The organism is Brevibacterium permense (genome assembly GCF_025506275.1).
In the GTDB taxonomy this organism is placed as follows: Bacteria; Actinomycetota; Actinomycetes; order Actinomycetales; family Brevibacteriaceae; genus Brevibacterium; species Brevibacterium permense_A.
On sequence record NZ_QYCP01000094.1, the window covers coordinates 210903 to 230722 of the forward strand.

18 protein-coding genes are annotated in these 19820 nt (G+C 61.1%); 7 read left to right on the top strand and 11 right to left on the bottom strand.

Going from position 1 to position 19820, the window contains the following annotated elements:
* Window positions 1–12: 12 nt before the first annotated feature.
* On the top strand, window positions 13–660 hold the full coding sequence (locus D3I60_RS16110; protein ID WP_262777534.1) for a hypothetical protein: 648 nt from the start codon (window positions 13–15) through the stop codon (window positions 658–660).
* Window positions 661–685: 25 nt separating this feature from the next.
* Here D3I60_RS16110 and D3I60_RS16115 read toward each other — a convergent pair whose 3' ends face one another.
* Window positions 686–1012, bottom strand: a complete 327-nt coding sequence (locus tag D3I60_RS16115) for a CHY zinc finger protein (protein WP_262777536.1) — start codon at window positions 1010–1012, stop codon at window positions 686–688.
* 380 nt (window positions 1013–1392) lie between these two features.
* Between D3I60_RS16115 and D3I60_RS19395 the strand changes: the two genes are divergently transcribed.
* A complete protein-coding gene (locus D3I60_RS19395) occupies window positions 1393–1728 on the top strand; it encodes a LysR substrate-binding domain-containing protein (protein ID WP_369415390.1) in 336 nt (111 codons plus the stop codon).
* Window positions 1729–1797: 69 nt separating this feature from the next.
* Here D3I60_RS19395 and D3I60_RS16125 read toward each other — a convergent pair whose 3' ends face one another.
* On the bottom strand, window positions 1798–3492 hold the full coding sequence (locus D3I60_RS16125) for an amidohydrolase (RefSeq protein ID WP_262777539.1): 1695 nt from the start codon (window positions 3490–3492) through the stop codon (window positions 1798–1800).
* 80 nt (window positions 3493–3572) lie between these two features.
* Window positions 3573–5072 (bottom strand): peptide MFS transporter, encoded by a 1500-nt coding sequence (locus D3I60_RS16130; protein WP_262777541.1) that lies wholly within the window; start codon window positions 5070–5072, stop codon window positions 3573–3575.
* 234 nt (window positions 5073–5306) lie between these two features.
* On the opposite strand from D3I60_RS16130, the gene D3I60_RS16135 reads away from it, so the two are divergent.
* Entirely contained in the window at window positions 5307–6347 is a 1041-nt protein-coding gene (locus D3I60_RS16135) for a DUF2891 domain-containing protein (protein WP_262777543.1), read from the top strand.
* 13 nt (window positions 6348–6360) lie between these two features.
* On the opposite strand, the gene D3I60_RS16140 is transcribed toward D3I60_RS16135, so the two are convergent.
* From D3I60_RS16140 to D3I60_RS16150, 3 genes are all read right to left on the bottom strand, one after another.
* Complete coding sequence (locus tag D3I60_RS16140; protein WP_262777545.1) at window positions 6361–7527, bottom strand: amidohydrolase; 1167 nt, start codon at window positions 7525–7527, stop codon at window positions 6361–6363.
* Window positions 7528–7921: 394 nt separating this feature from the next.
* Window positions 7922–9649, bottom strand: a complete 1728-nt coding sequence (locus tag D3I60_RS16145; RefSeq protein ID WP_262777547.1) for an amidohydrolase — start codon at window positions 9647–9649, stop codon at window positions 7922–7924.
* 29 nt (window positions 9650–9678) lie between these two features.
* Entirely contained in the window at window positions 9679–10971 is a 1293-nt protein-coding gene (locus D3I60_RS16150) for an MFS transporter (RefSeq protein ID WP_262777549.1), read from the bottom strand.
* 175 nt (window positions 10972–11146) lie between these two features.
* Here D3I60_RS16150 and D3I60_RS16155 point away from each other — a divergent pair, with 175 nt between their 5' ends.
* The 4 genes from D3I60_RS16155 to D3I60_RS16170 are packed head-to-tail and all read left to right on the top strand — an operon-like array spanning window position 11147 to window position 13469.
* Complete coding sequence (locus D3I60_RS16155; protein ID WP_262777551.1) at window positions 11147–12088, top strand: Lrp/AsnC family transcriptional regulator; 942 nt, start codon at window positions 11147–11149, stop codon at window positions 12086–12088.
* A gap of 9 nt (window positions 12089–12097) precedes the next feature.
* Window positions 12098–12523, top strand: a complete 426-nt coding sequence (locus D3I60_RS16160) for a (deoxy)nucleoside triphosphate pyrophosphohydrolase (RefSeq protein ID WP_262777553.1) — start codon at window positions 12098–12100, stop codon at window positions 12521–12523.
* A 2-nt stretch (window positions 12524–12525) separates the two neighbouring features.
* Entirely contained in the window at window positions 12526–13176 is a 651-nt protein-coding gene (locus tag D3I60_RS16165) for a hypothetical protein (protein WP_262777554.1), read from the top strand.
* Window positions 13173–13469 (top strand): HNH endonuclease, encoded by a 297-nt coding sequence (locus tag D3I60_RS16170; RefSeq protein ID WP_262777555.1) that lies wholly within the window; start codon window positions 13173–13175, stop codon window positions 13467–13469. The genes D3I60_RS16165 and D3I60_RS16170 overlap by 4 nt, the downstream gene beginning before the upstream one ends.
* 69 nt (window positions 13470–13538) lie before the next feature.
* Here the strand turns inward: D3I60_RS16170 and D3I60_RS16175 are convergent, their stop codons facing one another.
* The 5 genes from D3I60_RS16175 to D3I60_RS16195 all read right to left on the bottom strand — a co-directional run bounded on the left by D3I60_RS16175 (window position 13539) and on the right by D3I60_RS16195 (window position 19786).
* Complete coding sequence (locus tag D3I60_RS16175) at window positions 13539–14687, bottom strand: CoA transferase (RefSeq protein WP_262777557.1); 1149 nt, start codon at window positions 14685–14687, stop codon at window positions 13539–13541.
* Window positions 14688–14698: 11 nt separating this feature from the next.
* Window positions 14699–15556 (bottom strand): FAS1-like dehydratase domain-containing protein, encoded by an 858-nt coding sequence (locus D3I60_RS16180; protein WP_262777559.1) that lies wholly within the window; start codon window positions 15554–15556, stop codon window positions 14699–14701.
* 119 nt (window positions 15557–15675) lie between these two features.
* Complete coding sequence (locus tag D3I60_RS16185) at window positions 15676–16851, bottom strand: acyl-CoA dehydrogenase family protein (RefSeq protein ID WP_262777561.1); 1176 nt, start codon at window positions 16849–16851, stop codon at window positions 15676–15678.
* A 113-nt stretch (window positions 16852–16964) separates the two neighbouring features.
* Window positions 16965–18113, bottom strand: a complete 1149-nt coding sequence (locus D3I60_RS16190; protein ID WP_262777563.1) for an acyl-CoA dehydrogenase family protein — start codon at window positions 18111–18113, stop codon at window positions 16965–16967.
* A 35-nt stretch (window positions 18114–18148) separates the two neighbouring features.
* Window positions 18149–19786, bottom strand: coding sequence for a FumA C-terminus/TtdB family hydratase beta subunit (locus D3I60_RS16195; RefSeq protein WP_262777633.1), 1638 nt, complete (start codon window positions 19784–19786; stop codon window positions 18149–18151).
* Between the last annotated feature and the right edge of the window lie 34 nt (window positions 19787–19820).

Below are 19820 nucleotides of genomic sequence, written 5' to 3' on the forward strand. Positions count from 1 at the left end.
CGGGCGCAGACGATGAGCAGCCTCGCCTCTTTCCTCATGGTCGCCTCGGGGATCCTGTGCCTGATCGGGGTCGTCGCCGCGAGGGGGAGGCCGGCCATCGTCGCAGCAACGGTGATGGTCCTTGCCATGGTCGACCTCGCCTTTACCGCGGTGGTTCCGTCTGTGATCTGGTCTGCGGCGCTGCTCATCGCAGGGCTCTGCCTGGCTGTCTCCCTGCGATCACAGTCAAGCGTCCCCTCGCCGAGGCGGTCCCCCGCTCTCGTTGCGAGCGGCGCGGGCGGCATCCCCTGGTCCGAGGTCGACCTTGGTGGTCGGGCATCGACCGCGTCCGACCGCTGCGCGTCAAAGCCTGATTCCCATTCGGGCCCGACGGCTGCCATCCTCTCCGCCATCACCTATCCGGTCATGGCGTGGCAGGTCCTCAACCATGGGGCCCACATGAGCGGTGCAACGCATACCGGCGGTCATGGAACCGGCGGCCATGGGCTGCATGCCGGTGACATGTCGCTCATCAGCACGTTTCTCACAGTGGCCGTTGTCGTCCTAGCTGTGCTCTTGGTGATCTGTGCCGTCCACGACATCGCCCGCAGGCGTCCACTGGTCTCACTCGACTGCTGGGGTATGGCAGCGATGATCGTGGTGATGCAGTTCCTTCACTGAGCGGGTTCCACAGTGAGCGGAATCTTCACTGGCTCGCGAAGTAGAGATCCGAATGCGCCGCGCATCGGGGGTTGAACGGCGCGGCGCATTTCGGACATTCATTGACGGCCTTGTACGTCTCGATCGTCATTTCGGTCCAGCAGTTCCCGCACAGGATGGCGGGCTGGTCGAACTTCTCGCGTGGCCACTGCTGTGCGGGATGATCCGCAGTCTCGGAATGGCACAGGTGGCAGGGATAGTAACGATCGCAACAGACGAATCGGATGGCGATAATGTCAAGTTCGGTCGCGTAGTGGACGCACCGAGTCTGCTCATCGACCGTCGGGCCGAATACTTCAGGGGTCCGATTCACGGCTCTCCTGCCTTTCGAGGATTGGACCGATAAGAGCCCGGCACAACAGACGCAAACCGTGCACTGTCACTGGAGAACTCCGTTGCAAGTCGGCACTACAGTACCGCGAAGAAAGGAGGGGCCGCGACGGCTGCCCCTCCTTTCGTTTGTCGGATCAGCTCGTCCTGCGGGTCCAGAACCCTTGATGAGCGATAGTAGCCTCATCCTCCAACAACGGACCGACAACGTCGATCTCTCGCTGCCCCCGCGACAGCACTTCCCGGCAGGGGAGGTCAAATGTCGGATTCTCGGGGTCGTCACCAGCCAGCGCCAGCAGACGGCGCTCAGACAAGGCATAGACGATCCGCCCGATGCCCGTCCAGTAGATGACTCCAGTACACATGACGCACGGCTCAGCACTGCCGACAAGCGAGTACTTGCAGTCGACGCAGACTTGGCACACCGACTCCTACGAGGTACTTACTGCACTCGCTCGGTCAGGCCTCGGGTCGGCGACCCTGCCTCGCCAGCTCGTTCTTCCGGAGATCGCTTCCGGCGAACTCGTCGAACTTCGCCTCGATGCCTATCCATTCACCGATTGGTTGGTTTCGGTCGATCTCATCTGGCACCGGGGGCGGCGTCTCGGCTCGGTAGAGACCTGGTTGCTCGATCGATTCCGACGGCACCCTGTGCACGAGGTTGCCGAAGACGGACAGAGTACGATCAGGATGTGCTGACCTTCCGTCGCCGATTGGTGGAGTCCTGTCGGCTGCGGTCACCGTCGCCCATCTGAGACCGTGCTGAACTCACTTGGCGGCTGAATGAGCCCACCCGCGCAGATACACCACTTCTCCTGCCGAGATCGTTGTCTCGACTCTGATGTCACCCAGCTGTCGTCGCTCAACGTCAAAGGGATCGGAGTCAAGAATGACGAAGTCCGCCGATTTTCCGACTTCAATGCTCCCGGAGACGTCCTCGTAGCTGTTGGCACGAGCGGCTTCGAAGGTATAAGCACGAAGCGCTTCTTCGACTGTGATCTCCTCGCCCGGCAACAGCGGTTCGTTCTGAGCGACCTCGTCCTGCCCATGCGGGTCGGCCGGCGGAGCCGTTCTGTTCACCGCGACGTGGATTCCCCAGATCGGATCGGGACTCGAAACCGGCCAGTCGCTCCCGAACGCAAGCCGGACGCCGGCGTCTCTCATCGTTGCGAATGTGAAGTGGTGGGCTTGCTGGTCATCGTGAAGGAGCGGGAGTTTGGTCTCAACGAGGACAGAATCTCGACGGGCCCAAAGCGGCTGCACGTTGGCGATCAGTTCGCTGGACGCCATTCTGGCGAGATCCTCGGGATCCGCGATGTCCAGATGCGCGATCTGATGGCGGCGGCCGGTGGCCGGACCATCTTCCTGAGTCAGCGCGTCCACCGCGAGCTTGAGAGCCTGATCGCCCACAGCATGGATGTGGATGTCGAAGCCATGCCGCTCGACTCCCCGAGTGATCTCGTTGAGTTCGTCGGCCGTGAACATCAGCAGCCCGTGTTCGTGATCATGGCCACGATAGGAGCGCTTGAGGGCTCCAGTGAGATTCTCACAGACTCCGTCGAGCATGATCTTCACAACGGTGACCTGTACACCGCCAACGCCTCGGTCGCTCTCGACCCGTCGGATCACGTCTCGACGCTCCTTGAGCGTCTCGATCTGCTCGGCGTAGGGCACGTCCCGATCCCACCAGAGCGCGGCGGTGACTTTGCTGTTGAACGCGCCCGCTTCCGCCATAGACAAATAGGGAGGATAAGTGTCGACCGGCGATCCGGTGAGCACTCCGACGCCTGCGTCCTGCCATCCGACGATCCCCAGAGAGTGGAAGTACTCCTGGGCACTGGCCAGCGCCTGCTCTACGTCGGTCGAGGTGGTCGCTGGCAACAGGTTCTTGACGAGCTCTGCAGCGGTCTCAAAGAGCAGACCAGTGGGTTCGCCGGATTCATCCCTGACGATCCGACCGCCGTCGGGGTCCGGAGTTTCACGGTCAATACCGGCAGCTTCGAGTGCCCGCGTGTTCACCCAGCAGCCGTGAGCATCGTGGCTGTCGAAGACCGCGGGCCGGTCTGAGATCACGGAATCGAGGTCGTGCCGGTGGGGAAATCCTCCTTCGAAGACGTCGCCGTACCAACCGGCGCCGATGACCCATTCGTCCTCTGGATGGTTGCGCACGTACTCGGCGATGCGTTCGAGGTAATCCCGATATCCGTGGAGATCATCTAGGTTGCAGTGGATGAGGTTGATGCCGCCGAGTACCGGATGAGCATGCGCGTCATGGAAGGCAGGTATCAGCGTCCGACCGGACAGGTCGACCGCCTCGGTGTCGGGGCCAGTCACACTGTCGCAGTCCGCGGTGCCGAGGGCGATGATCTGCCCATCGGCAATCGCTACGGCGTCGGTGTTCGGATTTGCGGGGTCAACCGTGTGGATGGTCCCGCCTCTGTAGATGCGATCGGCACTCGGCACAGTCGCTCCTTCGTTTTCGCTGTCGATTGGTACGGTCAGGTAAGTTTGTGCACTGGGTGATACTCGTGACATACAGCGATTCACTTCAGCCCGAGCGCGTGCAATGGGCGTCGCAGACTGTAGAGGACGAGGCCAGTAGCGAGGCTTATTCCAGCCATGAGTGAGAAGAACGCGACTTCACTCATGCCTCCGTAGATTTGGCCCATGAATCCTGAGAGACTGGCACCTGCGGCAGTCGTCAGTCCCCACAACGCCATCATCTGGGCATTGAACGCCTGAGGAGAGAGCTGGGATGCTGCCGACAATCCGATCGGGGCGTACATCACCTCGGTGACGCCCATGACGATCATGCCGATGATGACAGGAATGAGCGGAACTCTGCCGTCGAAAATCATCGGATAGAGGGCGAAGAGTGCGAAGGTCAGCGTCATCATGAGGAAGCCGAGGCCGAGTTTCGAGCAGGTGCTCGGCACAGCACGGTTCGAACGGCCTGCGACCTTCTGCCCATAGGCGGCAATGAGCGGACCGGCGATGATCCCAGCGATGACCTCGAAGGTGCTGATATAGGCGGCTGGCATGGAGTAGCTGCCGATCGTCAACGTGACTCTGGTATCGGCGTAGACTGCGAAAGTGGTGAAGAGCTGAAGGATCATCGTCCAGAATACGGTGCCTGTGATGAAGAGTGGGATGAAGGCTTTGACCCGCTTATGTTCCTCGGGGGTCACTTTTTTCGAGCGCAGCATAACGAGGAAGTACATAATGCTGACGACGCAGATCGTCGCCAGAACGTAGTTGTTGAGGTTGCCGGTGGTCAGCACCCCCGTACCCACCAGGACAGCGATGAGAGCCACGAGTGAGATACCGACTCCGGCAGCCTTCCACTTCCCAGACGAAGCGATCGGATTGGGAACCACGCGCGCTTCTTGCGGCACGGTATTGCGGCCGAGGAAGTAAGTGGTGAGGCCGACGAGCATGCCGACGGCAGCGGCGCCGAATCCGTAGTGGAAGCCGAACTCGGTCTGCAGGAAACCTGTAGCCAGAGGCCCGACGAGCGCCCCGACGAGAATGCCGGTGTAGAAGATTGCGTAGCCTGAGTCTCGCCGTGGCGAGTGCTCCTTGTAGAGGCGGCCGACCATCGTATACACGTTGGGAGTCAGAGCCCCAGTCCCGATTGTGATCAGGGCGAGTCCGATGATGAGCCCTGCCAGACCCGGTACGGTCGCCAAAGTGATATGACCGGCCATGATGATGACTCCACCGGCCATGACCATGGTCCGTGCAGGAACGAGACGGTCGGCGAACCATGCGCCGATGGGCTGTCCCAAGTAGACGGCACCGCCGTAGGCCCCGGTGATGGCGAGGGCTTCACCTTCCGAAAGCCCCAATCCTCCGTCGCCCGCAGTGTAGTAGATGTAGTAGGCGAGGATGACCTGAAGGCCGTAGAAGCTGAAGCGCTCCCACATCTCAATGGAGGACAGCGTGAATAGACCGACCGGCTGCTTGCGCTCGGTTCTGGAGGCGGGGCTCGTCTCGGCAGAATCTGTCGGTTCTGCTGAGTCGGTGATCTGCGAATTGGACATGACTTCCTCGGCATGTTGAGTGCTCTGTCGAGCATGAGATTCTGTGCAGATCGGCAAGGCGAATCATCGGCTTGCCATCTGCGCTGAAGAGGCAGTTCGAGCCTAATGAGCGCGCTTCGACAGTTCCAATAGTCGTTGTGGATGCTCTCTGTCTGATTTTCAGATGAACAGTTCCCCCAGGCTGGGCGGGACTCAATTGCGAGTAATGTGGACCCCCCGAGCCGATGAGGATCCATGCCGCAGAATGACGACTACGTCCACCCTTTCGCCGAGGTGGCCCTTGCCAACATCACCCGTGAGTATCCGTTTGCCTCCCATCATCTGGCGCGGAGTCTCGCCGACATCGTGCCCGCGGTGGAGAAGAATCCGGCGTTCGCGAACTCCAATGACTGGCATTCGAGCGTGCACATGCACTACCTGCTGGCATCGCTGCTGGAGACCGAGGCGGCGAAGGCTGCGAGTTGGCGTGAGCAGGCGCTCGAAGTTCTGTCTTCACACCTGAGCGAAGAGAATATGCTCGCCGAGGCGGCTTTCCTCCGTGACAATCCTTCATGGGAGCGGCCGTATGGCTGGGCGTGGGCGGTCGAACTCAACCGAGTGCTCAATACCAGTAGTGTCGACGAGCTGCGTGAGCTCGGCTCGAACACCCAAGTGCTCGCGGATACGGTCTTCGACCTTACATCGACGTGGCTGCCGAAGGTGGCCGCACCGGTTCGGCATGGGGTGCACTCGAATACGGCGTTCGGACTGCGCCGAATTCTCGTCGGGGCTCGGGCTGCAGATCGGCGGGATGTCGTCGATGCCATCGCGGGTGCAGCGCGTCGATTCTTCGCAGAGGATGTCGCATGGAACTTCCGCCAGGAACGCAGCGGTCACGACTTCCTCTCCCCCGGTTTGTGCGAGGCCGATCTCATGGCTGAGATCCTCACCGAAGATGAGCTCGCGTCATGGCTGCCGGAATTCCTTTCGGACCTGTCCCCCGAATCACCGGCCCTCACTCCTGTGAAGGTCCTCGACCCGACCGACGGTCAGCAGAGCCACCTTTACGGGCTGGGAATATCGGTCGCAGCATCCGTTTTGCGATTGGCACCAAGGCTGGCGGCAATCGCCGAAAAGTCGGACGACCGCGAACTCATGGCTCAGGCCAAAGGCATGCTCACTCGCGTCGACGCACTCATGTCGCCCGGCCTCGAAGCCGCTGTCTCAGACGAGTACGTATCTTCCCACTGGATCGCGACCTTTGCGTGGGAGGCGATGGACTTGCGTTACCCCTGACAATAATCAGCTCTCACCAACACCGACGTCCACTGCCACGATCTACACGGTAGTCCGGCCAAGGCAGGTCGACCGGGGCTGCAAAGTCAGCCGGTAGCAGGGCGGGCATCGGCTCTTTCGCGATCCGCGACTCATATTCCTCTTTTGCCTGGGCCAAGACGTCCGGCGAAGTGAATAAGTCGAGGAACATCCCTGAGATCGTCTTTCCAGCTGTGAGAATCGTCGGCGCGATGAGCTCGGGCATCCCGCCGAGTGCGTTCATCACCCATCCTGGGTACGGTCCGGCTCCAGGCGCCGAGGCGAGCGCAGGCCGCGATACATAGAACCTGACCAGCGGCGCGTAGTGGCTCATTTCAACGTAGTCGTCGCTTGTCCAGTTTCGTTGCCAGGCGGGCATCTGCTCTCGCAATTGTCGTTCGGCTTCCTGCGGTTCGATGAGCCGTTCGGTCTCGGGAAGGAACGGATTCTCGCTGACCTCGACACCCAGATTCCGCTGCACTTCTTGGGCGAGCGCCACCGCCTTGGATCCGTACACTGGTGGCCCTACCTCGGCGAGATTGTCGTACAAGGCCTGCGCGAGCACATGATTCGTGCGACCTGGACGGCTTCGAGCCACCCACCGTTCCTCGACCGAACAATGGGCCATCATCGCGGCAGCAGTCGCATTCCGATCAAGGATAGCCAGGACGTGCTCCGCCATTTCGATGTCCGGTGTCCGCCAGGAGAATTGCACCCGTGCCACGCGTTGAGGAAGATTATCGGCGGTCGCCTGACCATCGGTGAGGATGGCATCGGTAAAGCTCCACCCTCCGGTGGCCGGCAGCATCGAATCCAGCATCGATCGCGAGGAAGTGAGCATCTGAGTCAGCGCGAGATTCGCACCCGGGGCACGCGCCGCCGAGTGCGAAGCCGGGATGGGCGAATGGGGGTCCGCACTGGACAGTTGCCAGGTCTCCGGTTCGTCGCAGAGGAACGAGTAGACCTTGCTGTAGTACGCCCCGCACTGGGTGTCCCACCGCGCGGTGTTGCACAGCGGGAGCATATAGAACGGGTGGAAGGACACAATTGCGTCCGCCTCGTCGTAGTAACCACGCAACCCGTGGACGACCTTCGAGCCGTGCATCTTCTCAGCAGGTTCTCCGGTATAGAGAAGTGTTCCGGTGATGCCGTGGGTGGTCATGGCGTGCTTCGTTGCGAGCAGCCCTGCCAGCGTAGAAATTCCCAGTGCCGAATGTGGATCCGTGTGTCCAGGTGCGAATCGGGAGAGCTCGCCTCGAGGCTCCTCGTGAGTTGTTGCCGCCTGTGAGTTTCCGGGCACGGCGTCGTACTCGGCATAGGTGAGAAGCCTCGGCCCTGGCCCATTCGACCATCGCGCGCTGAAAGCCGTCGGCATTCCACCTGAGCCGTCCTCGACTTCGAAACCCCCTTCGCGCAGCCGCCGCACGTACCACGCCTGGGAGTCGAATTCTCGCCAGGCTGGTTCTGCCAGTTCCCAGATATGGGTATGCCAGTCGAGGAGTTCGCCGATGTGCTCGTCAATCCACGCCCGTGCTGTGTCTTTGAAGCTCACTAGTTCACTCCCCACTCAAAGTCGATTCGGATCTTGGCAGTCCGCTTTGAGCCACTGCGATTTCGTCGTCCGCCCTATACCGGCAGACTCCATCGACCCACGTTTCAAGGACCGATATGGCCGCAATCTCCTCTCCCGGGACCTCGAGCAGGTCTGCCTCGAGCACAGTGAAATCTGCTCGCTTACCGACGGCTAAGGACCCAAATTCGTTGTCCCTGCCCAATGTGATTGCACCCTCGAGCGTGTGGGCACGTAGTGCTTCCTCGGCCGAAATGCGCAACGAATCCGGGCCTAGCTTGCGCCCTCGGCGGGTGACGCGAGTGACCGCCGCCTGGATCGCTTCGAGAGGTCTGGGTTCGGCCACCGGGGCATCCGAGGACAAGGTGATCGGCACGCCCGCATCCCGGAACTCCCCCAGCGGGTTGAACCGTTCTCCTGGTGTTCCGATGGCCTGTTCGACTCCTTCGCCCCAGTTGTAATAATGCTGGGTCTGGTTGACAGGCCTGATCCCCAGCTGCGCCATCCGTATCACTTCGGCCGGGTCAGGGAGTCCGCAGTGTTCGATCCGGTGACGAGCGTCCAAATCGGGACGTTCAGCCAAGGCAGTTTCGATGGCGTCGACGACCATCTTGATAGCGATTGGCGATTGCGCGTGAGTGGCTGTCTGCAAACCAGCGACGTGGGCCCGGCGTAGCAGTTCGGAATATTCTTCGGGAGAATGGTAAAGCTGACCGGTCCGACAGGGATCGCCGAGGTACCCGTCCGGGAAGTAGGCTGTCCATCCTCCCAGTGTCCCGTCCGCGTAGAGCTTGATACCTGCGGCGGAGAGGAAGGCGTTGCCGAACGGTCCCGTGAGACCGAGGTCGAGCACTGCATCAAGAATGTGAGAGAGGAAATACATCGACACTCGCATCTGGAGCCCACCTCTGTCGGCCATGCCGAGGTAGGCAGCGAACTCACGTTTCGAAACCTGAGCGTCCCCGATAGCAGTGACGCCTCCTTTGAGGAACTCGCGTTGAACGATGTCGAGTTGACGTTGATGCTCGGCTGCTTCGTCGCCGAGGTGGAAGTTCGGCCCGTGGTGACCGATCTTCACTCCGCCCATTCCGGTGAGGATATTGCAGGCGGCGTCTGAGAGCTCTCCGGTCAGCTCGCCCTCCGAGTCGCGGAAGAACTCGCCTCCCTCGGGATTCGGAGTGTTCCGGGTGACCCCAAACTTCTCGAACGTGAATGTGTTGACCACTCCTCCATGGCCAGAAGCGTTCATGATATAGACCTCGCGGTCGCGGGAGACTTCGTCGAGTTCTCGTCGAGTCGGATGTCGCCGTTCGATGAGGTTGCGCTGCTCATATCCGTACCCACGTATGGGCACACCGGCGGGGAGTTTCGCTGATTCCTGACGCAGAATCTCAATGATCTCGGGGATCGAGGTTACCGCATCCGGGGAGACATCGATCCAGGTGTGCAGCTGTCCGTACATGAGCGGGTGCGCATGCGGATCAATGAAGCCCGGGACGATCGTGGCCTGTGGGAAGTCAACGTGGACAGGAACGAGTCCACGGTCGGCGGCGACCGCCTCGGCGTCGGCGATAGTTCCCACCGCGAGGATCTGCCCCCCGCCGATCAACATCGCCGAGGCAGTCGGACGGCTGCCATCGATTGTGCGGATCATTCCGGCAGTGATGAGGGTAGGGTTGGAATCGCGGGCATCATACGTGGTCAGGTGTCTCACGGGGATCTCCTCGAACAGTTCGTGACAGGTCAGGGCTGGGCGGGTTCAATTTCGTCGCTGTGCTGCGGAGCCAGTGCCGTCGCGATCCACGCCACAGCAGAGAGGAATCCGAAGAGGCCGATCACCGACCAGATTGAGCCGGTAGCGGCCATTAGCGAGGTCGCGACGATGGGCGAGAGTCCACCCCATACGGCGGCACCCACGCCATAGGCCAAGGACATCGAAGTGTAGCGCGCCTGCGGGCGATACATCTGCGTGAGGAGTGCTGACAGAGGTGCCCAGGTTGCGCTCATCGTCACGCGTATCGCGCAGACGAAGATGTAGATCAAAGTCACCGTGTGGTTCTCGATGGCGAGGATGAGCGGGATGGAACAGATGAAGGACAACCCCACACCGAGGTACATCAGGCGCTTTCCGCCCCACTTGTCGCCGAGCCACGCCAACGGAAGCGTGACGATGGCTTCGAGGAAGGATGCGAGCGTCATCGCGCCGAGGATGATTGAAGCAGCAAGCCCGATTTCCTCGCTGGTGGCATAGCTCTGGACATAAGAGGTTGCGAGATAATAGCCACCCGAGGCGATCGCAACCATCCCGAATCCCAAGAGCACGGGATACCAGTTGAAGCGCAGTGTATGGATGATCGGCGTCGACTCACTGGAGCCGCTCTGCTGGAAGACTGGGGTCTCTTCGACACGCAGTCGAACCCAGATGCCGACAGCGATGAGGACGATGCTGATGAGGAACGGCACGCGCCATCCCCAGCTGAAGAGAACATCGTCACCCATGAGCGAGAGTACCCAGAAGGCACCCGATGAGAGAAGTGCGCCCAACGGATTACCCAGTTGCGTGAACCCTCCGTAGAAGGTTTTGAATTTCGGTGGAGCGCTCTCGACGGCCATGAGACTCGCACCTCCCCATTCTCCTCCGACAGCCAGCCCTTGGACGATGCGGAGCACGATGAGAAGCACCGCTGCGGCCATGCCCCATGTGTCATAACCGGGAAGACAACCCACGAGGACCGTCGCAACGCCCATCATCATGAGGGTGATGGTCAATGCCGGTTTGCGACCAAGTCGGTCACCGATGTGTCCGAAGATGATTCCTCCGAGCGGCCGGACGAAGAATGCCACAGCGTAAGTGCCGAAGGAGGCAAGCGTTCCAAGTGTGCGGTCGACTTCAGGGAAGAAGACCTGCGGAAAGACGATCGCGGCGGCAGTGGCGTAGACGTAGAAGTCGTACCATTCGATCGTCGTTCCGACGGCAGCGGCAAATCCCGATTTGAGCGCTCGCCGGTGCGAACGTTCGGGTGCTGGGGTGGTCATCGTGAGCTCCTTTGCTCGGATGGGCCGCGACTGCTTGTCAATTTTCTGACGGCGGTGGGCTTGAAGCGATGTTAGAACGGTTATCACCCGGAGTCACGACGAATGATTCGCAACTATCGGGATGGATCTGCTGATCTGTCGACTCGACCGATCTCTTCGGCGAGAATGTACGGCAATGGTTCGCACCTACCGTCTATTTGGAGGGGCATTGGTACAGACGGAGGATTCTCACCTCGACACTGCGATCATCCGCATGCTTCAACACGACGGCCGTGTCAGTGTGCTCGACCTGGCACGATCGTTCGGAGTATCTCGACACCTCATCGCCGAACGATTGCGGATCCTCACTGAGCTCGAAGGGCTGCGAGTGGTCGCGGCCCTCGATCCAGGAGTTGCCGGCCATCACGTGCTCACACATTCGATGGTTCGTATCGACGGGCCGGTGCGTCCTGTTGCCGAGGCAGTTGCTCAGCTTCCCAACGCCGTGTTCGTGTCGATGACCAGCGGCGAGCGGCCCCTGGTCTTTGAGTCACGACACGGTTCAAGTGCCACCTTGCTCGAGACTCTCGAAACGGTCCGAACGTTTCCCGGGGTTCATGAAATAAGGGTCACGACCTATGTCGATGTACTGCGCGGATTCTTCGTCGCTCAGCGTCGCCAGAACATTTCATTGGACGATGTGGATCACGAGCTCATCGCTGCCTTGCAGGAAGACGGCCGGACCAGCTATCGGGCACTCGCAGAGGTGGTTCATCGGTCACCCTCGGCCGTTCGTTCGCGGGTACGACGACTTATATCTGCTGGAGTCATTCGCATTGCCGCCATCAAATCCGGCGGATTGTCCACCAACCGTTTCGCGACCGGTCTGGGCATCACGCTCGCGGGCCCTTCCGCACCAGTTCGGAAGTTCATACTCGAATCCGGATCGATTGAGTTCGCCGCGCGTTCTCACGGCGCTCACGATTTCATCGCCACTGCAGTCGGTTCCACCTCCGCCGAAGTGCTCTGCACAATGGAAGATCTACGAGCACTCGACGAAGTTGCCGCTGTAGAATGTTGGACCCACTTCGACCTCGTCAAGGAAGACTATGCGCGGGCGATTGGAAAGTTAGCATAGTCTGTAGACATGAGCGAAACTCTTCGAGTAGTCGCAGCGGTCTTCCACGCCGGCAATCAGGTGCTTGCGTGCAGACGTAAGCCGGAAAAGACCGCAGGCGGCAAATGGGAATTTCCTGGCGGAAAAGTTGAGGCGGGAGAATCTGCCGAGGAGGCGCTCCAGAGAGAATTGGCCGAAGAACTCAGCCTGGAGAACAGCTCTATCGGAAGCTTGATATCGCGAGACACCACAACGACCACCCGAACGTCGATTGATCTCGCTTGCTATTGGGCTGAAACCGAAACACGTCCTCAACGGAGCACTGATCACGACGAGCTTCGCTGGTGTTCCGTGGAAGAGCTTGACCACCTTGATTGGGCCGAACCAGACCTTCCAGTAGTACGCCTCATCCAACGAAATGGGATCAATGCCGAAGTTGACGGGAAAGTAGGCTAGCTGTGGCTGAACCCGCAGGGCTTCGAGAGGCAGCAATCTCTTGGTTGCAAATGCGAACGGACGGAGGTCGTGACCCGCTCACTCGAGAAGAAATTCAAGACTTTCAGTTCGACGGCAAGCAATTCAAACTGCAATCAACTCAGCAAGGAATTCGAAAACCTAAAGGATTTTCGTCAGCGCTTTCAATCCAAACTGTCTTCCGCGGACCGGGCCAAAAAAGGCCATACGAGGACGCCATCGGCGATGATGGCCTGTTCAGATACATGTGGCGCGGAGACGATCCCTTCTTCTCCGAAAATATTGGCCTCCGAAACGCAATGGAAACGCAGGTTCCAATTATCTGGTTCTGGGGTGTAGGCATGCAACCTGCACGTTTCCAGGTAATCGCACCGACGTATGTCGTCGGTGAAGAACCTCGAGAGAAGCGGTTCCTATTGACGACACCCGAAGATGCCAGTGACATCAGCGGGATCGATTTTTCTGCACAAGAGTTTGTAGCTAAGCGCTACCTCAGGCGGATGGCGAAGGTACGTGTCCACCAATACGTGTCCACCAACCCGTATTTAGATCCACCGTGCTCGCAGCGTATGAGAACCGCTGTTCAGTCTGTAATTTGGCACATCCGCCGCTTCTCGACGCTGCACATATCGTGAACGATTCCGACGAGAAAGGGGTGCCTTCAGTAGTTAACGGTTTAGCGATGTGCAAGATCCATCACGCTGCGTTCGACAAATTCTTCCTTGGAGTCCGTCCAGACTACACAGTCGAAATCCGGCATGATCTCCTCAATGAAATTGACGGTCCTATGCTTAGACACGGCCTGCAGGAACTTCACGGAATGAATCTCATGACAGTCCCGAAGCATAGGCGAGATCGACCCCAGCATGATCTACTCAAATACAAATATGACCAGTTCAAGAACGCCACAGCCGCTGATATAGCCTGAACTAACTACCGTAGAGAGTCGACGACGCTGGTGTGTCAATGGACACTGCAAACTAGTGTCTACGACAGCTTACTTGCCAGCTAGCACAGCCTCAGTATCCCCACCCAATGCTGGCGCTGGCACAGCATCTGGCACCGGCGTTCCTCCGAACTCCAACGGCACACGTGGGGCGAGTACTCGTCCGACACCCGTCTGGTCGATTTCGGTGAGCATCGGATTCTCCGTCGAACACCGAGGATCGTTCGTCACTAGATCCTCGAACGTCTGGAATCCGCCGACGAGTACCCCGGCTTCAGCCAACGCTGCTTCAGCCTCCTCGGCGGCGTGCTTGGCGAACCACGGCCGCACGACCGCGTCGATCGCTTCCCGAGCCTCGAACCGACCACCTTCGGTCGACAAGTCCACATCAAGCAGCGGTCCGATCATCTCCAATTTCTCGGCAAGCCCTGTCGCCTTCCCCAAACCGCGCCAGTGCTTGTTAGAGATGACGACAACCATCACCTGACGGCCATCCGCGCACTCGAACGACTGCCCATAGGCACCGTAGAGACCATTGCCCAAGGCACCTCGAGTCTTCCCTGTCGCCTGAACCTCGGCGATATAGCCGAGGTTGCCGACGGTGGCGAGCATCACATCTGACAGCGCCAGAGTGATCTCCTGGCCCTTGCCCGAGGAACGACGATCCAGCTCGGCAGCCATGATTCCATTGGAAATATAGAGTCCTGCGGCGACGTCCCACGCCGGGACCGCGTTGTTCACCGGACGCTCGTCATCGCCGGTGATGATCGGGAACCCGCTGGCCGCATTCACCGTGTAATCCACTGCCGGCGATCCGTCGTGCCACCCACCCAAGCGCAGCATGACGAGGTCCTCACGGTGCTGCACAAGGTTCTCGTACGAAAGCCACCCTCGGGCCGGAAGGTTAGTGATGAGCGTGCCCGCCTCGGCGATGAGGTCTGTGGCGATCTTCTGGCCTTCCTCGGACTTCAGATCCAGCGTGACCGAGCGCTTCCCCTTATTCAGAGACGCCCAATAGATCGAGGTGCCTTCATCGCTGATCGGCCACCGGTTCGCATCGATGTTCCCACCGATCGGATCGATGCGAATAACATCAGCACCGAGTTGCGCCAATGTCATCCCGCCCAAGGGGGCTGCGACGAACGCAGAGATCTCAACAATCTTGAGGCCGGTCAGGGGTGCGGGGCGGGTGTCGGTCATGCTGTTTCTCCTCAGTTCTTCGTCGTCACTGTGGCTGCGATTGCGGTCTTCCCACCTGGGGCGATTGCCTGCAACTCGTGTACTCCGACCTCGCTCTCGCGCCCGACGAGGTGGATCTGCTCGTTCGCGAACAACGGGGACTTCGCGGTGAACCGGTATCCGGTCACGGCCGCCTCGGGGTGGGTGGACATGAACGCGTCCAACAGCAGCGTCGCGGTCAACGGTCCATGGGTGACGAGCCCGGGGTAGCCTTCGACCTCGGTGACGTACGGGTGGTCGTAGTGGATGCGGTGGGAGTTGAACGTCAGCGCCGAGTAGCGGAAGAGCATGACCTCGTTCGGTCGGACCGAGCGCGTCCAGTCCCAACCGTCCGGGACCGGCGAGTCCTCACGCGGGGGCTTCGCCGCCGATCCCTCCGGCACCGAGGTGGCCTCGCGGTAGACGATCGTGTGCCGATCTGTCGTGGCAGGCTTCCCATCCGCGGTGAGCTCGTGGCGGAGCACAACGAAGCACAGGGGCCCGGTGCTCCCCGTCTTCTCCGTGATCGATTCGATCGTCGTCGTCCGCTCGATCGTCTGCCCGGGCAGGATCGGGGCGTGGAACTCGAGCTTGCTGCCGGCCCACATCCGCCTGGGCAACGGCACCGGGGGCATGAACCCGCCGAGCGCGGCATGCCCGTCGGCCCCGAGTTCACTCATCGGCACATCGTCTTCGGAGAAGTGCAGCCAGTGCCCGAGTGGGAACAGTGGCGCGACCCGGTCGCCGTCGTGACCGAGAAGTGTTGCCAGTCGTGCGGCCCGCTCCCCGTCGGCGGTCTCTGACATGGTCGCGGTTCGCCCGACCCAATCGTGGATGTTCGTCTCAGTCATCGCAGTCAAGTTCCTATCGGTGATTCGTGTAGTGCGCCCAGAGGTTCCCAATTGCTACCCGACGGCGGCGCAGATACCTGGCGCCAGGTTGCTGGGCCGCCGTCGGGTAGTAATTGGGATTAACGTCCTAGGAGTTCGTCGGAGATGATGCGCATCTGGATCTCCGACGAGCCCTCGAAGATCTTCGTCAGGCGAGCATCCCGCCAGTGGCGTTCGACGGCGAAGTCCTTCGTGTATCCGGCACCGCCATGGATCTGCAGAGCCTCGGAGGTGACCTTCTCGCTCATCTCTCCGGCCAGGTACTTCACCATCGCCGCTTCCTTGTCGCACCGACGACCCGAATCGATCTCCGTGCATACGTGGTACATCAGCTGTCGGCACGCCTCGATCTGCGCGGCCATGTCCGCGACCTTGAACCGCAGGTGCTGGAAGTCCGCGAGCGGATGCCCGAACTGCTCCCGTTCCTTGAGGTACTTCACCGAGTCCTCGAGCGCCGCCTGTGCCAGACCGATCGACCGGGCCGCCGTGTGCGCACGTCCGACTTCGAGGCCCGACACCGCCTGGTAGAACCCACGGCCTTCCTCACCGAGGAGCGAATCGGCTGGCAAGACGAAGTTGTCGAACGACAGTTCCCAGGTCTTCCACCCGTGGTAGCCGATCTTCTTCGCCGGTGCCCCGGAAATGCCTTCGGGGAAGGTGCCGCGTTCCTTCTCGACGAGGAACACCGAGATCCCCCGATGCCGCTTCTCCTCCACCGAGGTGCGGGCGAAGAGGACGATGTAGTCGGCCTGATCGGCATACGTGCACCACATCTTCGTCCCGTTGATGACCCAATCACCATCGGCATTGCGTTCGGCCTTACACCGCAGATTCGCGACATCGGACCCGGCTTCGGCCTCGGAGAGGGCGAACGCGCCGAGGTACTCGCCGGCAGCGACCTTCGGCAGCAGACGGGCTTCCTGCTCGGGGGAGAACCCCCCACCCATGCCGTTGCCGCGGGCGAGCAGTCCGGCCACCGACATCCAGGCACGTGAGAGCTCTTCGGCCACGAGGCAGTACTCGAACACGCCGAGCCCCAGTCCCCCGTACTCTTCGGGGATGAGGATGCCGAAGAAGCCCATCTCGGCCATCTGCTTGACCATAGAATCCGGGAACTGCCCCTCGACCGGGTCGAGCTCGTTGGCGATCGGCAGGACGACATCGCGGGCGAACTCGCGGGCGAGCGCCTGAATTTCGAGGCGCTCCTCGGTCATCATGTGCGGAGTGTCCGGACGCGGACGGGGTTTGTGAGTCATGTTCTTCCCTCGAGTTGAGTTCGTGGCCAGAAGTCTGGAGGCGGATCGTGCGGGTACGTCAGGCGCGGGTGGGCAGGTTGCCCAACCGTGGGCCAGCAGTAGCCGGTGAACCCTCAGGCCTTGTTCCGGCCGATGAGCTGCTTGGCGATGACGTTCATCTGGATCTCGTTCGTACCTTCGCCGACGATCATCAGCGGAGCGTCACGGTAGTAGCGCTCGACGTCGTACTCGGTGGAGTATCCGTAACCGCCATGCACGCGGATGGCGTCGAGGGCCACCTCGGCGGCCATCTCCGAGGCGTAGAGCTTCGCCATTCCGGCCTCCATGTCCACTCGCGCACCCGAATCGTAGGTACGGGCGGCGTGGAGGACGAGCTGCCGGGCGGCCTCGAGCTTCGTGGCCATCATGGCGAGCTTGCTGCCCACCGACTGATGCTTCCAGATCGGCTTGCCCATCGACTCACGCTCCTGCGAGTACTTCACCGCATCATCGAGCGCCGCCTGCGCAACACCGAGCGACCGGGACGCGACCTGGATGCGGCCGATCTCGAGTCCCTTCATCATCTGCTTGAACCCGACCCCCTCGGCCTCTCCGAGCAGCTGCGACTGCGGCTGCCTCAGACCGTCGAAGGACAGCTCGCAGGTCTCGACGCCCTTGTACCCGAGTTTCGACAGATCCTGGGAGACGGTGAACCCCTCCCCCTTCTCCACGAGGATGATCGAGATGCCCTTATGCCGCGGTTCCGCCTCGGGGTCGGTCTTGCACAGCAGCGCGATGAGATCGGACTTCCGGGCATTCGTGATCCACGTCTTCGAACCGTTGATGACGTAGTCGTCACCGTCCTTGACCGCAGTGGTGCGCATGGCCTGCAGGTCGGAGCCGCCGCCGGGTTCGGTCAGCGCCATCGTCGCCCGCAGCTCGCCCGTGGCCATTCGCGGCAGGTACTTATCCTTCTGCTCATCGGTGCCGTATTCCTGGAGGAGCTTCGCGACGACGGTGTGCCCGCCCATGGCACCGGCCAGCGACATCCACCCGCGAGCGAGCTCCTGAGTGATGAGCGCATACGCCTCGGTCGAGACCTTGCCCATCCCCCACGGCTCGTCGATGGCGAGCCCGTAGATGCCCATATCCTTCATCGTCTGAATCCACGCCTCGGGATACTCGTTGGCGTGCTCGACCTTGTTGACCGATGGCTTGACCTGCTCGTCGATGAATTCGGCGACCAGATCGATCATCATCTGCTCTTCATTGCTCACTGCCATGGTGAAATCCTCTGCTCGTTCGTTGTTGTCATAGCTCAGTCCAATCGGGTGCCGTCGCGCACCGTGCGGGTCCGCCCGAGGCCGAGCGTCGGTGGACCGGTGCTGTCGAAAAAGTCATTTCCCTTGTCGTCGGTGATGATGAACGCAGGGAAGTCCTCGACCCGGATCTTCCACACGGCTTCCATCCCGAGCTCTTCCATATCGAGAACCTCGACCGAGGTGATGCAATCCTGCGCCAATCGGGCGGCCGGTCCGCCGATCGACCCGAGGTAGAAGCCGCCGAATTCGGCGCAGGAGCTCTTCACCTGTGCGGACCGGTTGCCTTTGCCGAGCATGATCATCGACCCGCCGGCCTCCTGGAACCGGCGCACATAGGTGTCCATCCGCGACGAGGTGGTCGGACCGAACGACCCCGAGGGCATCCCCTCGGGCGTCTTCGCCGGCCCCGCGTAGTAGATGGGGTGATCCTTGAAATAGTCGGGAAGCTGCCCACCCGCGTCGAGGCGGTCCCGCAGTTCCGCGTGGACGATATCGCGAGCGACGACGACCGTTCCCGTCAGTGACACCCGATCCCCGACCGACAGCCCGGACAGCTGTGTCTGCAGGTGCGGCATCGGTCGGTCGAGGTCGATGGCGGTGACATTCCCGGATTCGATCTCCTCGACGCGGCCCATCGCCGGCAGGAACCTCGCCGGATCGTGTTCGAGCTCTTCGATGAATACGCCGTCTGCGTTGATGCGGGCGATGATCTGCCGGTCGGCCGAACAGCTCACGGCGATCGCGATCGGCAGGGACCCGTTGTGTCGGGGCAGCCGGACGACCCGGACGTCGTGGCAGAAATACTTGCCGCCGAACTGGGCACCGAAGCCGAGGTTCTGAGTGAGTTCGAAGACGGTCTTCTCGAACTCCCGGTCTCGGAAACCGTGGCCCAATGCGGCATCGCCGGTCTCAGGCAGGTCATCGAGATAGTGGGCGCTGGCGAGCTTCGCGGTCTTGAGCGTGAACTCGGCCGAGGGTCCGCCGATGACGACAGCCAGATGATAGGGAGGGCAGGCCGCGGTGCCCAGAGTGGAGGTCTTCTCCGCGAGGAAGTCGAGCATCGCCGACTCGTTGAGCACGGCCTTCGTCTCCTGGAAGAGGAAGGACTTGTTCGCGCTTCCTCCTCCCTTGGCCATGAACAGCAGCTCGTAGTCATCGGCCGGGCTCAGGGCCACCTCGATCTGGGCGGGCAGGTTCGTGCCGGTGTTCGTCTCCTCGAACAGGCTCGTCGGTGCCAGCTGCGAATAGCGGAGGTTGAGCTCCTCGTAGGCACGGCCGATTCCGCGGGACAGGTGCCTGGCATCGTCGCCGTCGGTGAGCACGTTCGGGCCGCGCTTGGCCGAGACGATCGCCGTGCCCGTGTCCTGACACATCGGCAGGATCTCCCCGGCCGAGACTGCGGCGTTCTGCAGCAGATCGAGGGCGACGAAGACGTCGTTGTCGCTGGCCTCCGGGTCATCGATGATCGCCCTCAGACTGGCCAGGTGGTCCGTGCGCAGGTAGTGCGAGATCTCCTTGAAGGCCACCTCGGCGAGGTCGGACAAGGTCTCAGGTGCCACGGAGAGGAAACTGCGAGACGTCCCGGCCACCTCGGTGGTGGTCGTCTCCACTCCTCCGATGTCGAGCCTGCGCATCCGCGGGCCCTCACCGTCGGTGGGCAGCAGGGGT

Coding starts and splice junctions, on each gene's coding strand:
- D3I60_RS16110 (WP_262777534.1), top strand. CDS start 13: ATGAGCAGCCTCGCCTCTTTCCTCATGGTCGCCTCGGGGATCCTGTGC.
- D3I60_RS19395 (WP_369415390.1), top strand. CDS start 1,393: ATGACGCACGGCTCAGCACTGCCGACAAGCGAGTACTTGCAGTCGACG.
- D3I60_RS16130 (WP_262777541.1), bottom strand. CDS start 5,072: ATGTCCAATTCGCAGATCACCGACTCAGCAGAACCGACAGATTCTGCC.
- D3I60_RS16135 (WP_262777543.1), top strand. CDS start 5,307: ATGCCGCAGAATGACGACTACGTCCACCCTTTCGCCGAGGTGGCCCTT.
- D3I60_RS16140 (WP_262777545.1), bottom strand. CDS start 7,527: ATGACCACCCACGGCATCACCGGAACACTTCTCTATACCGGAGAACCT.
- D3I60_RS16150 (WP_262777549.1), bottom strand. CDS start 10,971: ATGACCACCCCAGCACCCGAACGTTCGCACCGGCGAGCGCTCAAATCG.
- D3I60_RS16155 (WP_262777551.1), top strand. CDS start 11,147: ATGGTTCGCACCTACCGTCTATTTGGAGGGGCATTGGTACAGACGGAG.
- D3I60_RS16160 (WP_262777553.1), top strand. CDS start 12,098: ATGAGCGAAACTCTTCGAGTAGTCGCAGCGGTCTTCCACGCCGGCAAT.
- D3I60_RS16175 (WP_262777557.1), bottom strand. CDS start 14,687: ATGACCGACACCCGCCCCGCACCCCTGACCGGCCTCAAGATTGTTGAG.
- D3I60_RS16180 (WP_262777559.1), bottom strand. CDS start 15,556: ATGACTGAGACGAACATCCACGATTGGGTCGGGCGAACCGCGACCATG.
- D3I60_RS16185 (WP_262777561.1), bottom strand. CDS start 16,851: ATGACTCACAAACCCCGTCCGCGTCCGGACACTCCGCACATGATGACC.
- D3I60_RS16190 (WP_262777563.1), bottom strand. CDS start 18,113: ATGGCAGTGAGCAATGAAGAGCAGATGATGATCGATCTGGTCGCCGAA.
- D3I60_RS16195 (WP_262777633.1), bottom strand. CDS start 19,786: ATGCGCAGGCTCGACATCGGAGGAGTGGAGACGACCACCACCGAGGTG.